Here is a 16,617-nt window from a genome sequence, read left to right as displayed (position 1 = left end):
AGTTTAAGTAAAGATGTTGTTTCACAACTCACCACTCACAATTGACCACCCTCACAGCTGCCCCTCATCTCTCAACGCTCTCAATTCGTCCACATCCAAGGTTTTATGCTGGTGCTGCACCTGTAGTATCAGGGCAAGACCAATCGAAACTTCTGCGGCGGCCATTGCAAGGATAAAAAGAAACATTACCTGTCCATCAGCCTGTCCCCACCTCGAGCCTGCTGCAACAAATGCGAGTCCCGCCGCATTCAACATAATCTCTATAGATATTAATATAAAAAGCACATTTTTTCTTGTAAGCACACCTACCAATCCCAATACAAAAAGTATTGCAGCAACAGTTAATACAGCATGTGAGTTGAAAGGCATAGTAGTCAATTTAATTAGCACATGTCGTCATTGCGAGGAACGAAGCAATCTGCTCTTCATTGAACGTTTGTTTATTTGTTATTAGATTGCTTCGGCGTTCCTCCAGTGACGAGCATGTAAATTAATTTTTAAACATTTTATCTTCACACAACCGGTTCAGCCAGTTCTTTTTTGTCTTTCTCAATTGGTATTTCGCTCCGGTTATCCGGTAAATCGGCTATTGTCGGTTTCTCTTCCTGTAAAAATCTGTGCAAATGTTTTTTCGTATGCTTTCCAATATGCGCAGCTCCGACCACACCTGCCATCAAAAGAAAACCTGCAAGCTCTACTGCAATTATATATTCCCGGTACAAAGTCAAAGAAACTCTTTTTACTTCTACAGGGGGCATGCTCATGTCTGTATTGCTTCCACGAAAGAGCAATATGATTAATTCAACTAATAAAAGCAAGGTGAGAACCGAAGGGCCAACCCACACTTTTGGCTTCAACCATTGTTTTTCCTGAACGGCCGTTACAGAGCCAAGGTTCAGCATCATAACAACAAAAATGAAAAGGACGATTATGGCCCCGGCATAAAGTATAACCTCCAATACGGCAACAAAAGGCGCACCGACCGATAAGAAAATCATCGATACCGCCATGAAAGAAACAACAAGGTATAAAAGCGCATGAATAGGTTCATACCTTGTAATCACCATTATAGTTGCGATAATGGCGATAGCAGACGATATGTAAAAAAGAACAGGCATATTTATTATTCATTTGGTCAATAAAGCTTTTCGTCATTAGGGCATTGTGTCACACTAAGTCAATAGCATCATTTACTCCCCTTTAGGGGTTGGGGGCGGGCCTCACGGTAACAAACTATGTATATCAACCGGTGCTTCTTCCTGCTCGCCTTCTCCTTTGCCCTTCACACCTGCATTTATTCCTGCGACTTTATAAAAATTGTATCCCGGGTATTTTCCCTCGCTATTAATCAATAAATCCTCTTTTTCGAAAACCAGGTTTTGCCGGTTGTATTCCCCCATCTCAAAATCTGGTATTAATTGAATAGCATATGTCGGACAGGCTTCTTCACAAAAGCCGCAAAAAATGCATCTTGAAAAATTTATTCTAAAAAATTCAGGATAGCGCCGCCCGTTCTCATCTTCTGTAGCCTGCAATGCAATACAATCGACAGGGCATGCGGCCGCACACAGGTAACACCCCACGCAACGTTCTCCACCGTCAGGATCTTTAGTCAATACAATTCTCCCCCGCCATCGCGGATGCAGCTTCACCTTTTCTTCAGGATATTCAATCGTCACCTTTTTCGTGAAAAGGTGTAAAAACGTTAACCAGATTGTTCTAACGTGACTTATCATAATAATTTTTTTAGGTAGCCAACTATTGTCCTTTATTCAACCCCGGTTGTGTCACTCACTTGTACTCTAGGTTCTCTATTGACCGATACCCCACTATTTTGTTGCTTTTTCATTTTTCTCTGTTCATTGTTCATTCTTCTTTCCTCATCCTCTTATCCAAAGCGCAATTGCTCCTGTAATCAATAAATTCAATAAGACAAGTGGCAGTAACAACTTCCAGCCATACTCCATCAACTGGTCGTATCGCGGCCTCGGAAGCGAGGCGCGCAACAGTATAAAAAACATGATAAAAGCAAACGTCTTTATAAAAAACCATAACCACGGCGGAAGAAAAGGACCAAGCCAACCACCAAAAAATATGGTTGTTGTCATGGCTGAAATAAGAGTGATTCCCAAATATTCACCGATAAAAAACATCCCGAACTTCATTCCGGAATATTCCGAATGATATCCTGCAACCAACTCACTTTCCGACTCGGGAATATCAAAAGGGAGGCGGTGAGTTTCTGCAATTCCTGCTATAAAAAAGACAACCAATCCGACCGGCTGTTTTATACAAAACCACATGTCTTTTTGGGCAGCTACAATATCACTTAGCTTAAATGAACCTGTCAGCATTACTACGCCCATTAAACTCAAACCCATAAAAACTTCGTAGGCAATCATTTGGGAGGCGCCACGCATTCCACCCAGCAAAGCGTACTTGTTGTTAGAAGCCCACCCTCCAAGTACAATGCTATAAACAGCTAAAGACGACATTGCAAGAAAAAACAGTAAACCAATGTTTAAATCTGCCACAACAATATTTGGCGCAAACGGAATGATGACAAAGCTTAATAACACAGTACCTACAACTATCGCCGGCGCTGTTATGAAAATCCATTTGTCAGCAAATGGCGGTATCCAGTCTTCTTTAAAAAAAAGCTTTAAAGTGTCCGCCAGAACAATAAGAATTCCAAAAGGTCCGGCACGATTAGGTCCCAGCCTGTCTTGCCAAAGCGCTAACATTCTGCGTTCTACCCATATTAACCCAGCAGCAATATTTAGCAGCACGAACAAGACACCAAGCACAATCCATATATGTTGCATTACTGTCATTGTACTTTCTTTAAATTTATTAAAAGAATTTCAAACAACTGACAACCCCCAACTTACACCTATTCACATCTTGACACCTTTACCCAGGAACCCCAACTCATACCTTCAACTTCACCCAATCCTGCAGAAACAAGCACAACGCCGTTACATAGATTTTTATTAATCGTAACAGCCAGCAAATATTTTTTCGCATCTGCATTTACTTGCAGCATATCGCCGTTCTGTACATTTAACCTGTTCGCATCTTGCTGTGATAATGAAACAGACGGAGAAGGTGTAAGCTCTTCCAATGCTTTTGTATAGATGCTCAGTTCACCTGAACCAAGCACATGATATTGTGGCAATACCAGCCATTTTTCGGGTCTTTCTGCAAAGCTTTCAGGCATGCCTTTAAAAAAAGAAGGTTCACTTCCTTGTCTATCATGGAAAAGCTTTACGCCCGGGTCACCTCCACGCAAGTGGCCTCCTGGTTCTTCCTGATACTTTGTTACAGATTGAACAGAATTCCAGCCGGGTGACCAGAAAAATGGGATGGCTATGGAAGGCTGAATACCTTTAAAGCCTTCCATCGTAAACGAAAGTGGAGAGTCGTTGTCTTGCATGGGCTTTGGTTCACTGACATTTAGGTTAGCCAGCATAGCTGTACGACCGCTATACCGGTGCGGCTCCCTTGGAATACGTTCGCCATGAATGGTGAAATCATGTGGTGGTGTTACTTTTGAAATTCCCTCAAACTGGTGCGACGTGCTCTCCAGCTTTTCCAACAATTCCTCTGGCGGCTGGTTGTGGCCATTGCTGCCCTGCGTTTTGTATAAATTCATTTCTTTCAGCCATTTCCAGCTTTCCCTTATAAATGGATTTGCAGGCATAAAAACCTGGAAGAACCTTTGCGCCCGTCCTTCATAATTAACCATCGTTCCGTCTCCTTCGGCAAAAGTTGCAGCCGGAATTAAAACATTGGCCTTTTCGGTGGTACGATTATGCAAAGAATCAAGGACAATAATATTTGCAGCCTTACTAAAAAAAGTATCCAATACTGAAGAAGATATATCCCGGTAAAGGTCATTTTCTACTATCACTACAGTCATGTCCTGTTCTCTTTGCAGTCTTGTGACTGCATGATCAAATGAAGGAGCATTCATCATTCCAAGACCCATACTGTTACAAGCCGGTAAAGCATAACAAATAGCAGCTTTTCTTTCTGCAGTGTTAAGTGAAGCTGCAATATTAAAAGCTGCTTCGATTACTCCTTCGCTGTAACATGAAATACCGCTGACGATTACAGGTTTTTTAGCTTTCAATAAAACTGCCGCAATTGATTTCGCTTTGTTTATCAAATCGTCATCGACATTTGAAACAACAGGCAACGAAGTATTTAATTCATGAGCAATAGCAAAACCAAGTCGGGCTAAATTATCAGGTGCACCATAAGCTGTATAAGCAGCAATGCCATCGAGAGGCGAACCTGCTACGGTGATATTTGCCAAAAATCCTTTTTCTTCCTGTACAAATTCCTGTATCGCTGCATCGTGCCAAATGGGTAATTTCGATTGTTCAGCGGCATGAGAATAAGCAGTTTTTTTAACTGACTGACGAACAGCTAGCGCCATCATAGGTGCAGTGTTCCAAATATCTTCACCAAGTATTAATACTGCATCAGATTGTTCTATATCTTTTAAAGAAGCACTATGAACTGTCCCGGTCTCCAGTATGCGAACTACTTTGTTCGTTAGGTAAGCTTCATCTTCGCTTATACCTTTATAGAAATTGCCCGGACCAACAAGCTGTTGCAAAGCAAAATTAGTTTCTACAGCTGCCCGCGGAGAACCAATCCCAATTAGTTTGGAATTATACATTGCAGTTTGCAGGTAGGTTGTTAACTCTGGTTCGGTTACAGCTTCACTTGTACGGTTACGTATGACAGGTTGTTTAACGCGGTTTTCATCATTCACAAATTCATATCCGAAACGACCGCGGTCACATAAAAAATACCCATTCACTTCTCCGTTATATCTATTAAGAATAACCCGAAGTTCTCCATAGCGTTCACCTGCTATTGTATTGCATCCAACACTGCAATGCTGACAAACAGACGGTGCCATGGTCAAATCCCATTTCCGCGTATAATGTTCTTTTAATGTTTTATCGGTAAAAACACCTGTTGGACAAACCTCTGCCAAATTCCCGCTAAACGGACTTTCTAAAACACCATCTTTTTCCCGGCCAAAGTATACTTTATTATTTGCCGCAAAAACATTCAAATCTTCGCCACCTGCATAATCTTTATAATATCTAACACATCGGTAGCACTGAATACAGCGGTTCATCTCGTGATGAATAAGCGGTCCCAGGTACTGATTTCGATAGGTGCGTTTTTTAAAATCATAATGCCTGTAGTCATGTCCCGTCATCACAGTCATGTCCTGCAAGTGACAACTTCCGCCTTCATCGCAAACAGGGCAATCATGCGGATGATTTGTCATCAGCCATTCAATGATTTGCTCACGAAAAGCTTTTGCCATTTTATCATTTACAGAAAGCCTCAATCCGTCTCTAACTCCTTCCAGGCAACTCATGACTAAACGGCCCTGTGTATCATTTTCATCTTTAAATAACTTTACAGCACATTGCCTGCACGCACCTACACTGCCCAACGATGGATGCCAACAGAAATAAGGAATATCTACCCCTTGCGCAAGACAAGCTTCAAGCAGATTTTTTCCGGCTTTTACTTCGTATGGCTTGTTATCTATGTATATCGTAGGCATATTTGCTGTTATATTTTTTTATTAACCAGCTTTAGTGCTCTTATCATTACTGTGAAGCGTGCACTGTCCTGATTTGTTTCAGGATTATTTCAGTGTCACTCACTGCATCGTTTTGTAATTCTATTCGCCAAATACCTTAGCTTATTTCATTTCATTTCATTTTTGATTTCTACTTTTTTCACAACTGTTTGTTTATTTTCAATATCCAGCGCTATTGGGTTCTATTTAAACTACCATACTCTTGGAAAATCTCTTGGGTGCTTCTGTTGCTGAGTGATAGGGACATTTACCTTCAATAATGTGTCTTTCAAAATCTTCTCTGAAATATTTTAAGGCACTTTGTAAAGGTTCTACCGCTCCCGGTGCAAGCGCGCAAAAAGTATTACCTGGTCCTAACATTTTTGAATGCATTTCCAATAATTCAATATCTCCTGTTTTGCCACGTCCCTGTTCCATTCTTAGTAAAATTTTTTCAACCCACGGCAGTCCTTCTCGGCAAGGCGTGCACCAGCCACAGCTTTCCTGTGCAAAAAAATGCTGCAGGTTATGCACGAAACCGACCGGACAAGTTGCATCATCCAATACTACCATGGTTCCGGTACCTAAGCGGCTTCCGGCTGCAGCCACAGATTTAAAATCCATTTTAACATCTAAATGGTCAGCGGTTAAAAAGTCTGTTGAAGCACCGCCGGGTAAGGCTCCTCTAAATTGGTAGCCATCAAGCATTCCCCCTGCGTGTTCTTCAAGCAGTTCACGCATAGTAACTCCCATAGGCAGTTCCCATGCTCCCGGTCGTTTTACTTTGCCGCTTACACCATAGATTTTTGTTCCGCCGTCTTCACTTTTACTTAATCCTTTGAACCATTCCACGCCATTATTTAAAATATGAGGAATGCAACAAAAGGTTTCGACATTATTTACAATGGTAGGTTTTCCAAACAGGCCGCTTACTTGCGGAAAAGGTGGTTTTGCCCTTGGTGTCGCACGTTTGCCTTCAAGCGCATTCAGCAAAGCCGTTTCTTCTCCGCATATGTAGCGTCCAACTCCTGTGTGTAAATACATTTCTAAGCTCCATCCGCTACCTAAGATATTTTTTCCCAAGTAACCTGCTTCGTAAGCTTCTGCAAAGCATTTTCGCAATAATTGAGCAGCTTTTCTATAAGCCCAACGCAAAAAAATGTAGGAAATATCTGCCTGTATCGCATACGCTGATAATATCATCCCTTCTATTAGTTGGTGCGGATTGCCTTCTAATAGTAATCTATCCTTAAAAGTGCCCGGCTCCATTTCATCAGCATTTGCAATCAGGTATTTCGGATGCCGTGCATCTGGCCCCATAGGCACAAAACTCCATTTCATGCCTGTATTAAATCCGGCTCCACCGCGACCTTTTAACGTGCTGTCCTGCACCACCTTTTGCACTTCCTGCGGTGTCATCCCCTGTATTACTTTTCTGACAGCCGCATAACCGCCAACCGCTTCATACTCTTTAAGATTGAGTGGCTGAGCTTGGTTAATATTTTTGGTTAAAGGACGTTCCATATGAGTAATAAGTCAAAAGTCAATTGCAGTTGTCATTAGTAATAGTTAACAGATTTTCAGACAATTTTCATTTTCCATAAATCCCACAAATCCCAGTTCAGACATATTTTTTCAAAATCCCTTCTAATTCTTCCACCTTCACATCCCTGTATAAATCTTCACCAATCATCAACGCCGGTGCATGGTCGCAGCAACCAAGACAAGCATTGGGAAGAAGCGTAAAATTTTTGTCAGCAGTCGTTTCTCCAAACTTTACATTCAACTGCTGTTGCAATGCTTCATACAAGGTTTGATAACCCATAACATAACAAGAGATACTATCACACAACAAAATCACATGACGACCAACCGGTCTACGGAAAATGAGGTTATAAAAAGTTGCCACGCTGTCAACCTCTGCAGCACTTATTTCCAGATAATCCGCAATTGCTTCAACACTTTCATCACTAACCCACCCTCGCTCTTGCTGAACAATTTTCAATGCCTCAATCACCGCAGCCTTTTTATACGGTACCAACGATACTTCGTGGTCTATTGCATGTATTTCGGTTTCAGAAAGCATATCAGTTATTTCACCATTTTAATCATAAATCATTGTTCACTCAACCTCTCAGCTAATCATTGTAAATGCCATGTCTTTAACTAATGTTTACTCAAAAACGCTATAGTTCCGTCACTAAGCAATCTGCTATTTAACTTGACAGTCTCATCATTTTGTCATCAGATTGCTTCGTCGTTCCTCCTCGCAATGACGGCACATTCTTCGTGAACGTGCCTCATTATTCAGTGTTTATTCTTGTTTCATTTCCCATAAATCCCACTCATCCCACCATCCCAGTTCAGACATTACCTATCAATATCCGCAAGCACATAATCCACACTCCCCAGTATTGATAATAGATCCGCAACTGTATATCCTTTACTGATATAAGGCACCATCTGCATATGCGGAAACGATGGAGTGCGAATACGTGAACGATAAGGTGAAGTATTACCATCGCTTGTGAGGTAATAACTGTTTGCGCCTTTAGTTGCTTCAATACAACTCATGGCTTCTCCTGGTGGAATCACCGGCCCCCAGCTAACACTCAAAAAGTGAGTTATCAGCGTTTCAATATCCTGCATTGTATGTTTCTTTAAAGGCGGGGTTGTAAGCGGATGGTCTGCTTTATAACTGCCTTCAGGCATATTATTCAAACACTGTTCAACTATTCGCAGGCTCTGACGCATTTCCTCAACACGCACAACTGCGCGGTCAAAACAATCACCGTTTTGTGCTACCGGAATATCAAAATCAAACATGTCGTAACCAGAATAAGGACGTTTTTTTCTAAAATCCCAGTCAAATCCACAAGCTCTTAGACCCGGTCCTGTAACGCCCCATTCGATTGCTTCTTCCAGCGTATAAATGCCGATACCTTTTGTACGGGCTTTAAAGAGGCTGTTACGAAGAACCATGTTGGTATACTCGACTAGTTTTTTGGGAAAATAATTTACAAAGTCCCTGACAAGTCCATCCCAACCGTTCGGAAGGTCCTGTGCTACACCGCCAATCCTAAACCAGTTGGGATGCATTCGACCACCACAGACTGCTTCGATAATATCAAATACTTTTTCCCTGTCGGTAAACATGTAAAATACAGGTGAGAGTTGTCCCAGGTCCTGTGCAAATGTGCCAAACCATACAAGATGACTGTTGATTCGAAAAAGTTCGCAAAGCATTACGCGAATTACTTTTACCCTGTCGGGCACTTCTATGCCTGCGAGTTTTTCTACTGCCAATAAGTAGGCGAGATTGTTCATGACGCCTCCGAGGTAATCAACGCGGTCGGTGTATGGAATGTAGGTATGCCAACTTTGTCGTTCGCCCATCTTTTCCGCTCCGCGGTGATGAAAACCTATCTCGGGTACAGCGTCTACGATGTCTTCGCCATCCAGTTGCAAAACAATTCTTAGCACTCCATGTGTACCCGGATGTTGAGGACCGATATTAAGAAACATAAAATCGGCATCATCGGTTTCTCTTTGCATGCCCCATTCTTCGGGTTTAAATTCCAAAGCGTCTTGTTCGCGGTCCTGCAATTCGTCGTATAATTTAAAAGGACCAATTTCTGTTGCTCTTGCCGGATGTTCTTTTCTCAAAGGATATCCCTTCCATGACAGCGGCATTAAAATACGTTGGAGGTGAGGATGCCCTTCAAAACGAATACCGAACATATCAAACACTTCCCGCTCGTACCAGTTTGCATTTTTAAAAATAGAACAGATAGAAGGCAACGAAGGGTATTCGCCTTCCAGTCCAACTTTTAATCGAATGAAAGCGTTGCGCTCAAAAGAGAATAAATGATAAACTATGGTAAAATCTTTCGAAGGAAGGCCGTTCTTTTTAGCCTTGTCGCGTTCATCTATTCCACAAATGTCGTAGAGAAGATTAAATGGTTGGGATACAGATGACTTCAAGTTATCAATAACGGGAACAACTTTATTTTTTGATAGCCATAAAGTAAGGATATCATCGACCGTATTTTGCAATTGAAAAGTTTCAACGCCAAAGCATTGTTGCAAATCTTGTAATATGAGGTCAGAGGCTGGCATTCATATAAGTTAACAAGTCAATAGTTATCGTTTGATGTTTTATACTTCACCGGCATTATTTGAAATAAATGAGACTTAGTAAATCGATTACGCTACTATGCGCTAGAGTCCACCATATCACATAGTGGTGCTTCACTTGTTATAAATATTATTATTAAAGCTTATCTAGCCTTTCAGGCAATAAATCACAGGTTAGTACTATGTTGGGTGCAAGTTGTCGATTTGTTAGTTTCTAAGTTGTTTGTTATCCCTTTAAATATAGGTTCTCACAATACTTACAATTCTAAAATTATGATTCTGAAAAGTAGCTATTTATTTAAATTTCATCTATTGGTCTGAAGTTTACCATTCCCATTCGCTCTTCTCTTCTTTGCTCTTTCATTGGTTGCATATCTGGTTTAATCACTCCCTGTTCGCCGATTGTCCAGCTTAGTGGTCGCTTTTCCTCGCGGACAGCTTTCGAAAGCAATACCAAGCCTTGCATAAAAGCATCGGGTCGTGGAGGACAGCCAGGTACATATACATCTACCGGCAAAAATTTATCTACTCCCTGTACTACGCTATAAATATCATACATACCACCGCTATTGGCGCAACTACCCATCGAAATTATCCATCTGGGTTCCATCATCTGCTCGTGCAGGCGCTTTATAATTGGTACCATTTTGATAAAGACCGTTCCCGCAATTACCATTACATCTGCTTCACGTGGAGTACCACGTATAACTTCTGCTCCAAACCTTGCTACGTCATATTTGCTTGTTATACTTGTCGCCATCTCAACAAAACAACAACTCAAACCAAAGTGAAAGGGCCACAAAGAATTGCTTCGTCCCCAGGCTAAAAGGCTTTGCATCGAGGTTAGCATTATGCTCTTGCTGACAGCTTCTTCCATAGTGCCTGTGCCTGTGACTTTACCGGTTGCATTATTTGTTTTTGATAACCACCAATTCATGATGTTCCCACCTCCGGGAGAGGAGTTACGGTTTAGGAAAAATAGTGTTATCTCAAAAGGTTAGAGAATTTCGTACTAACTATCTCCAATCTAAAGGGCAATTCCCAAGTGATATTCTTATACTGCTTTGTTTGTTTTCAAGCGATTGTACGCTTTAAAAATTGCACGGGTATCAGGTCCAATATTTAAAGCTCCAATACCCCATTCATATATTAAAACGACGACTAATTGTGCTATAAAAAATGCTGCTCCTATATACCCGGCCCATCCCAGTTCATAAAACCCCAAAGCCCATAACATTATAAATACGGCTTCTACATCAAATATTACAAAAAGCATTGCTACAAGGTAAAACTGGGCAGAAAAACGCAAACGGGCAGAACCTGACTGTTGTATACCCCCTTCATAAGGAAGGCGGGTAGCTCTATCCTGGTGATGTTGCCCTAAAAAGTACGATAAAAGTAGAATGGCTGTGAGCAAAAAAGCAACTATGGCTGCATATAACAGCAGTGGCCATAGGTTGCTCAACGTTTCGTTTCCTGGCATATCTGTTCTTTTTGTACTATCTATAGTTGATCCTTACTTCGTTGTTTTCCTTACTAAAAACAATATCATTAGCTCACTATATAATGTTCAAGATTTTCAATAATAAAATTCTTTTCTTCAATCACATACTTAACAACGTCACCAATAGAAATAACGCCTACCAGTTTGCTATTGTCCAGTACTGGTAGATGACGGATAAATTTATCTGTCATGATTTGCATACAATCGTCGATAGTATTATCAGGGGTTACATATATAGGACGATCCGTCATTATATCTCTAACTAAAGTGTCTTTAGAAGAACGGCCTTTCAAAACTACTTTGCGTGCATAATCACGTTCAGTGAAAATGCCAATGAGGGTTTGGTCCTCTACTACTACCAGCGCTCCTAAATTTTTACTTTCAAGAACTTCAAGTGCATCGTAGACAGAACTGTCGGGGCTAACAGAATGGACAATAGTGCCTTTTTTTTGCAAGAGATTTTTAACGGTTCCCATAACAAAAAAATTAAAAGATCTAAATTGATTATCAAGATAAATTCATTTTTTGAAAAAACAAAGGAAAGGTAAACTATTTTTTTTCCGGTTAAAAAGAATGAATATATAAAATTGAGAACAAAAATAAATTCAGGATAGAAAAAATCAGTATGTGCAAGCAAAACAAAGCCTTGTCAAAAGAGTTATCAAAGTGTAGAAGAAATTGATTTTACAGGAAACTTTTTTGAAATCATATTCTTAAAAATTTGATTATACGCTTATAAACCTTCTTTTTCCATTGTGTAATAAAAGGGCCTTTATGTTTCGATACTTGTATTGCTAAATAGCGCAATGCTCATGATAGTTCTCCAAAACAATTGGTGACCTGTCAATTTCAAATCCCTGATAATACTGTTGCACTTCATCAAGTACGGCTTCAACCTCTTCTAATTCTTTTAATACAACCAGGCGGTTTCTAAATTCTTTAATTCCCGGTAGCCCTTTAAGGTAATTTGAATAATGGCGACGCATTTCGTTTATGCCTACAACAGCTCCTTTCCATTCGACCGACTTTCGCAAATGATTTTTACTTACCGCAATTCTTTCTTCAACAGTCGGTGCAGGTAGCAAATCACCAGTCTTTAAATAATGTTGAATTTCCCTGAAAATCCACGGGTAACCTATTGCAGCGCGGCCTATCATTATGCCATCTACGCCGTAACGGTTTTTATATTCCAGTGTTTTTTGAGGACTGTCAATATCACCGTTACCAAATATGGGAATGTTAATGCGTGGATTATTTTTTACTTTAGCTATAAGTGACCAATCTGCTTCGCCTTTATACATTTGGCTGCGAGTACGTCCGTGTATTGCCAATGCTTTAATTCCCACATCCTGCAGCCGTTCTGCTACTTCCTCTATATTTTTTGTGTTCTCGTCCCAACCTAATCTTGTTTTTACTGTTACAGGCAAACTGGTAGACCTTACTACCGCATCCGTTAGCCTTACCATCAAATCGATATCTTTTAACACACCTGCTCCTGCACCTTTGCAGGCAACTTTTTTTACCGGACATCCAAAATTTATGTCCAATAGATCAGGGTTAGTAACATCTACAATTTTAGCAGCCATGGCAAGACTATCTTCATCGCCCCCGAAAATCTGTATTCCAACAGGTTTCTCATAGTCGAAAATATCAAGCTTTTTCCTGCTTTTAATCGCGTCACGAATTAAACCTTCACTGCTAATAAATTCGGTGTACATAAGATCTGCGCCATTCTCTTTGCAAACTGCTCGAAAGGGCGGATCGCTCACATCTTCCATAGGTGCCAGCAAAAGCGGAAAGCCCGGTAATTGTATATTTCCAATAGTTATCATGGTTCTGTGTTAAATCCTTTAAGGCTTGCAAACATTAGCGACTGCCTCTTGTATATAAGTAACATCCTTGTATCTTGCGCCTCTTTTTAAAAATGCAAACTTACACTGTTATTTTTTCCTGATTTATGAACACTTACTTAAAATATCAGCCTCCTGCCATTCAGTTTTTAGTTTTCCTGGCACTGGCCGGCGGTTTTTTTTTGGTTGATTATGCTATTTCATCTTTTTTCTTTAACGATATTAGCAGTGTGCTACTTGATAAAAATACTATTGTTTCTACCGCTATAATTAATAAATTTAAGTGGGCACAATTAACAGGCTCAATTATATCATTTATTTTTCCTGCCTTATTTTTTGGTTATTATTCTTCTCCCAAAGCTTTGCCATACATAGGGATACAAAAAAGTGTTACACCCGTATTATTTTTTGCATCAGTGGCTTTATTATTCTGCATTCAGCCTTTTATAGGATGGCTGGGAGAAATAAATGCCCACACTAAATTTGGTTCTTTGCAAAAAACACTTGAAGAAATGGAGGCTGTATACAACCGGGCTCTTAAGGTTTTTTTACAAATGAAAACTTTTAAAGATCTGCTGATTAACCTGTTTATTATGGCTTTGTTGCCAGCCATTGGTGAAGAACTGTTTTTCAGAGGTTCATTGCAAAAAGCATTACTTCGTATGAGTCAAAAACCGTGGTTAGCGATTCTTGTATCTTCTTTAGTCTTTGGCTTACTGCATGGAACTTTCTTTAAACTGCTGCCCATTTTTACACTTGGTCTTTTATTAGGAACTGTTTATCATGTGACCCGCAATCTCTGGTACACTATTACTATCCATTTTATAAATAATGCTTTTGCAGTCTTGTCTGTTTATTACGCAGACAGCAGCTCTCTTCTAAAAAGACTTGCCGGTGATGATATTTCTGTTCCCTTGTACGGAGCATTATTGAGTGGTGTGATAGGAGTTGGAATAATCTTTTTTATTAAAAGGAAAAGCGATGAAGATTTTCCTGAAATTGTTACGAATGACGAGAATGATTATATAGCATGACAGAAAAATGGTACCTTTTATATTCTACACGCAACCTGCCAGAAGCCAGCATTATAAAAGGAATGCTGGAAGAAAATAATGTGCCTGTAATGATATTGAATAAACAGGATAGTAGTTATCTAAATTTTGGGGATATTGAATTATATGTTCCTACTCATTTAAAAGATATCGCAAGGCAATTGTTAGAACAGGGCTTATCAAATTAAATGTATTTAGGCGAATATTCTCACTATTAAATAAACAACAAAGCGGTTCAGTTTTATTTAACACAAAAACCTTGAAACAGGATTCAAAGTGATAAACTTTACCAGTAGTTTATTCTATAATTTTTCTATCAATTTTAGCTAAACAAGGAGTGTACTTACCGTTCATCAAGTTTTTGCATCGGATGGATAGGGATTATTTAAAATACTTCCCTTTAAAATATTCTTCTTATTCTCACTCAACCCTTACCGGTCCACGGTTTCAAGTCATTACCTGTAGTTGATTGTTATTGTTGTCAATCCATTATTTTTTTACACACAACGCTCATCACAAATGTATTGTAGCACGTTCGCGATCGCTATAATTTTAACTCTGCAAGAGCAAACATTAAAACAAACACTAACAACCTTTATCATGAAAAAATTATTTATTACTGCATTAATAGCGATTGCAGTTGGTGGTGCAGCTTTCGCGACACCTAAAAAGTTGAGTTCTATAATACTTGCAAATTTTAATGTTGAATTTAAAGGAGCCTCTAACGTAAAATGGGTTGTAACCGATGATTACTCAAAGGCAAGTTTTAAAGAAGGCAATACAAAAAGAGAAATTTTTTACAACTCCAGTGGGGATATTATTGCCAGCAGCAAAAGTATACAGCTGGATGAATTGCCTATAAACGCTAAAAGAACTTTTGCCAAAATGTTCGACGGCTACAATGTAAAAGAAGCTATCCGGTTTGATGGTTTTGATGAGGTTTCCTACTATATTTCAGGCGAAAATGAAAAAGAATCTGTAATTCTTAAAGTAAGTGACTGCAACCAGGTGTCGATGTTTCAAAAAACAAAAAAATAACTTCAGATAAAAACTGATTTAAAGATGTCACCAAGCGATTGGGGCATCTTTTTTCGTCTTTATTAACCTGTCTTTATATTCAATTGAGTTACTTTTGCAGCCAAATTTCAATATATGAATAAAGGGCCTGTTTCTCAATTTATACAACATCATTACCGACACTTTAATGCTGCTGCATTGGTTGACGCAGCAAAAGGATATGAAACTCATCTTCTTGAAGGTGGAAAAATGCTTGTTTCTTTAGCTGGTGCAATGAGTACTGCAGAACTGGGCATTTCGCTGGCGCAAATGATACGCGAGGACAAAATACAAATAATCAGCTGTACAGGTGCAAACCTTGAGGAAGATATTATGAACCTTGTTGCACATACCCATTATAAAAGAGTGCCCAACTATCGTGAACTAAGCCCTAAAGAAGAATGGGAATTGCTCGAGAATGGTTATAACCGCGTAACAGATACTTGTATTCCTGAGGAGGAGGCTTTTAGACGTATTCAAAGGCACATACATAAAATATGGAAAGATGCAGAGGATAAAGGCGAGCGGTATTTTCCACATGAATACATGTACAAGTTGCTTCTGAGCGGGGTCATGAAAGAGAATTATGAGATACCTGAAGAGCATAGCTGGATGATTGCGGCAGCTGAGAAAAACCTTCCTATCATTGTTCCCGGTTGGGAAGACAGTACGATGGGTAACATTTTTGCCAGCTACGTGGTAAAAGGTGAGCTGAAAGCAAGCACTATGAAGAGCGGCATTGAGTATATGGTCTGGCTCAGCGACTGGTATCGCCACAATAGTGCAGGAAAAGGAATCGGTTTTTTCCAGATTGGCGGTGGTATTGCAGGAGACTTTCCCATTTGTGTTGTTCCTATGCTGTACCAGGACCTTGAAATGCACGAAATCCCTTTCTGGAGTTATTTCTGCCAAATTAGCGATAGTACAACGAGTTACGGAAGCTACAGCGGCGCTGTTCCCAATGAAAAGATTACCTGGGGAAAACTAGACATTCATACACCTAAGTTTATCGTAGAAAGTGACGCTACCATAGTAGTTCCACTGATATTTGCCTATATACTAGGATTGTAATTAGAACGAGCTTACTGTTTCCTTTTTAGTTTAAAATCAGGAAATTGCTATTAAAATCTTTGCTACAATCTGTATAATTCATTTCAGGGTTTATACCGCAACTGCTACATATATAAAGAAAGCAGTTGCGGTTATTTTTTAAAGGTATCTTTCACTGTATATTCTGTTTCTGCCGGGAAATATTCTGGTCATATCAAAAAGAGTGTGACCCTTTTAGCCCTGCCAGCTTTTTTATAGCCCTTTGTACAAATTGTAATTCATTTTCATTACTACTTCCACCTGTTGGTTCAAAAGTCTTATTTAAATTTCCTTTTGTTTTTGTACTCT

General features: G+C 39.7%; 16 protein-coding genes. 4 read left to right on the top strand and 12 right to left on the bottom strand.

The genetic code is table 11. From position 1 onward, the window contains the following. Positions 1–51 precede the first annotated feature (51 nt). From nuoK to dusB, 12 genes are all read right to left on the bottom strand, one after another. Positions 52–369 (bottom strand): NADH-quinone oxidoreductase subunit NuoK, encoded by a 318-nt coding sequence (gene nuoK / locus B154_RS0109510; protein ID WP_018613743.1) that lies wholly within the window; start codon positions 367–369, stop codon positions 52–54. Positions 370–512: 143 nt separating this feature from the next. Continuing rightward, a complete protein-coding gene (gene nuoJ / locus B154_RS28145) occupies positions 513–1,118 on the bottom strand; it encodes an NADH-quinone oxidoreductase subunit J (protein WP_018613742.1) in 606 nt (201 codons plus the stop codon). Between the two features lie 102 nt (positions 1,119–1,220). Then, the gene (nuoI, locus tag B154_RS0109500; protein WP_018613741.1) at positions 1,221–1,736 is read right to left on the bottom strand and encodes an NADH-quinone oxidoreductase subunit NuoI; all 516 of its coding nucleotides are present in this window, start codon (positions 1,734–1,736) and stop codon (positions 1,221–1,223) included. A 144-nt stretch (positions 1,737–1,880) separates the two neighbouring features. Beyond that, positions 1,881–2,834 carry an NADH-quinone oxidoreductase subunit NuoH gene (gene nuoH / locus B154_RS0109495; RefSeq protein WP_018613740.1) on the bottom strand — a complete coding sequence of 318 codons (954 nt, stop codon included), beginning with the start codon at positions 2,832–2,834 and terminating at the stop codon, positions 1,881–1,883. 59 nt (positions 2,835–2,893) lie between these two features. Further along, on the bottom strand, positions 2,894–5,602 hold the full coding sequence (nuoG, locus tag B154_RS0109490) for an NADH-quinone oxidoreductase subunit NuoG (protein WP_018613739.1): 2,709 nt from the start codon (positions 5,600–5,602) through the stop codon (positions 2,894–2,896). 225 nt (positions 5,603–5,827) lie between these two features. Further along, positions 5,828–7,144: an NADH-quinone oxidoreductase subunit NuoF gene (gene nuoF / locus B154_RS0109485; protein ID WP_018613738.1), complete on the bottom strand. Its 1,317-nt coding sequence runs from the start codon at positions 7,142–7,144 to the stop codon at positions 5,828–5,830. A 97-nt stretch (positions 7,145–7,241) separates the two neighbouring features. Next, positions 7,242–7,706, bottom strand: a complete 465-nt coding sequence (gene nuoE, locus B154_RS0109480; RefSeq protein ID WP_018613737.1) for an NADH-quinone oxidoreductase subunit NuoE — start codon at positions 7,704–7,706, stop codon at positions 7,242–7,244. Positions 7,707–7,990: 284 nt separating this feature from the next. After that, positions 7,991–9,739 carry an NADH-quinone oxidoreductase subunit C/D gene (gene nuoC, locus B154_RS0109475; protein WP_018613736.1) on the bottom strand — a complete coding sequence of 583 codons (1,749 nt, stop codon included), beginning with the start codon at positions 9,737–9,739 and terminating at the stop codon, positions 7,991–7,993. A gap of 316 nt (positions 9,740–10,055) precedes the next feature. Next, positions 10,056–10,694 carry an NADH-quinone oxidoreductase subunit NuoB gene (nuoB, locus tag B154_RS0109470; RefSeq protein ID WP_018613735.1) on the bottom strand — a complete coding sequence of 213 codons (639 nt, stop codon included), beginning with the start codon at positions 10,692–10,694 and terminating at the stop codon, positions 10,056–10,058. Positions 10,695–10,811: 117 nt separating this feature from the next. Further along, positions 10,812–11,240, bottom strand: coding sequence for an NADH-quinone oxidoreductase subunit A (locus B154_RS0109465; RefSeq protein WP_018613734.1), 429 nt, complete (start codon positions 11,238–11,240; stop codon positions 10,812–10,814). Positions 11,241–11,308: 68 nt separating this feature from the next. Beyond that, the gene (locus B154_RS0109460) at positions 11,309–11,737 is read right to left on the bottom strand and encodes a CBS domain-containing protein (RefSeq protein WP_018613733.1); all 429 of its coding nucleotides are present in this window, start codon (positions 11,735–11,737) and stop codon (positions 11,309–11,311) included. 318 nt (positions 11,738–12,055) lie between these two features. Further along, positions 12,056–13,093 carry a tRNA dihydrouridine synthase DusB gene (gene dusB, locus B154_RS0109455; RefSeq protein ID WP_018613732.1) on the bottom strand — a complete coding sequence of 346 codons (1,038 nt, stop codon included), beginning with the start codon at positions 13,091–13,093 and terminating at the stop codon, positions 12,056–12,058. Positions 13,094–13,218: 125 nt separating this feature from the next. Here dusB and B154_RS30650 point away from each other — a divergent pair, with 125 nt between their 5' ends. From B154_RS30650 to B154_RS0109435, 4 genes are all read left to right on the top strand, one after another. Continuing rightward, positions 13,219–14,145 carry a CPBP family intramembrane glutamic endopeptidase gene (locus tag B154_RS30650; protein WP_018613731.1) on the top strand — a complete coding sequence of 309 codons (927 nt, stop codon included), beginning with the start codon at positions 13,219–13,221 and terminating at the stop codon, positions 14,143–14,145. Then, a complete protein-coding gene (locus tag B154_RS28135; protein WP_018613730.1) occupies positions 14,142–14,351 on the top strand; it encodes a putative signal transducing protein in 210 nt (69 codons plus the stop codon). The genes B154_RS30650 and B154_RS28135 overlap by 4 nt, the downstream gene beginning before the upstream one ends. A gap of 412 nt (positions 14,352–14,763) precedes the next feature. Further along, the gene (locus tag B154_RS0109440) at positions 14,764–15,201 is read left to right on the top strand and encodes a hypothetical protein (RefSeq protein ID WP_018613729.1); all 438 of its coding nucleotides are present in this window, start codon (positions 14,764–14,766) and stop codon (positions 15,199–15,201) included. A gap of 114 nt (positions 15,202–15,315) precedes the next feature. Next, positions 15,316–16,290 carry a deoxyhypusine synthase family protein gene (locus B154_RS0109435; protein ID WP_018613728.1) on the top strand — a complete coding sequence of 325 codons (975 nt, stop codon included), beginning with the start codon at positions 15,316–15,318 and terminating at the stop codon, positions 16,288–16,290. The last annotated feature ends 327 nt before the right edge of the window (positions 16,291–16,617 follow it).

It is taken from the genome of Segetibacter koreensis DSM 18137 (assembly GCF_000374045.1).
Classification (GTDB): domain Bacteria; phylum Bacteroidota; class Bacteroidia; order Chitinophagales; family Chitinophagaceae; genus Segetibacter; species Segetibacter koreensis.
The sequence above is the reverse complement of the archived record's forward strand: the minus strand, read 5'-3'. Positions and strand labels throughout refer to the sequence as shown.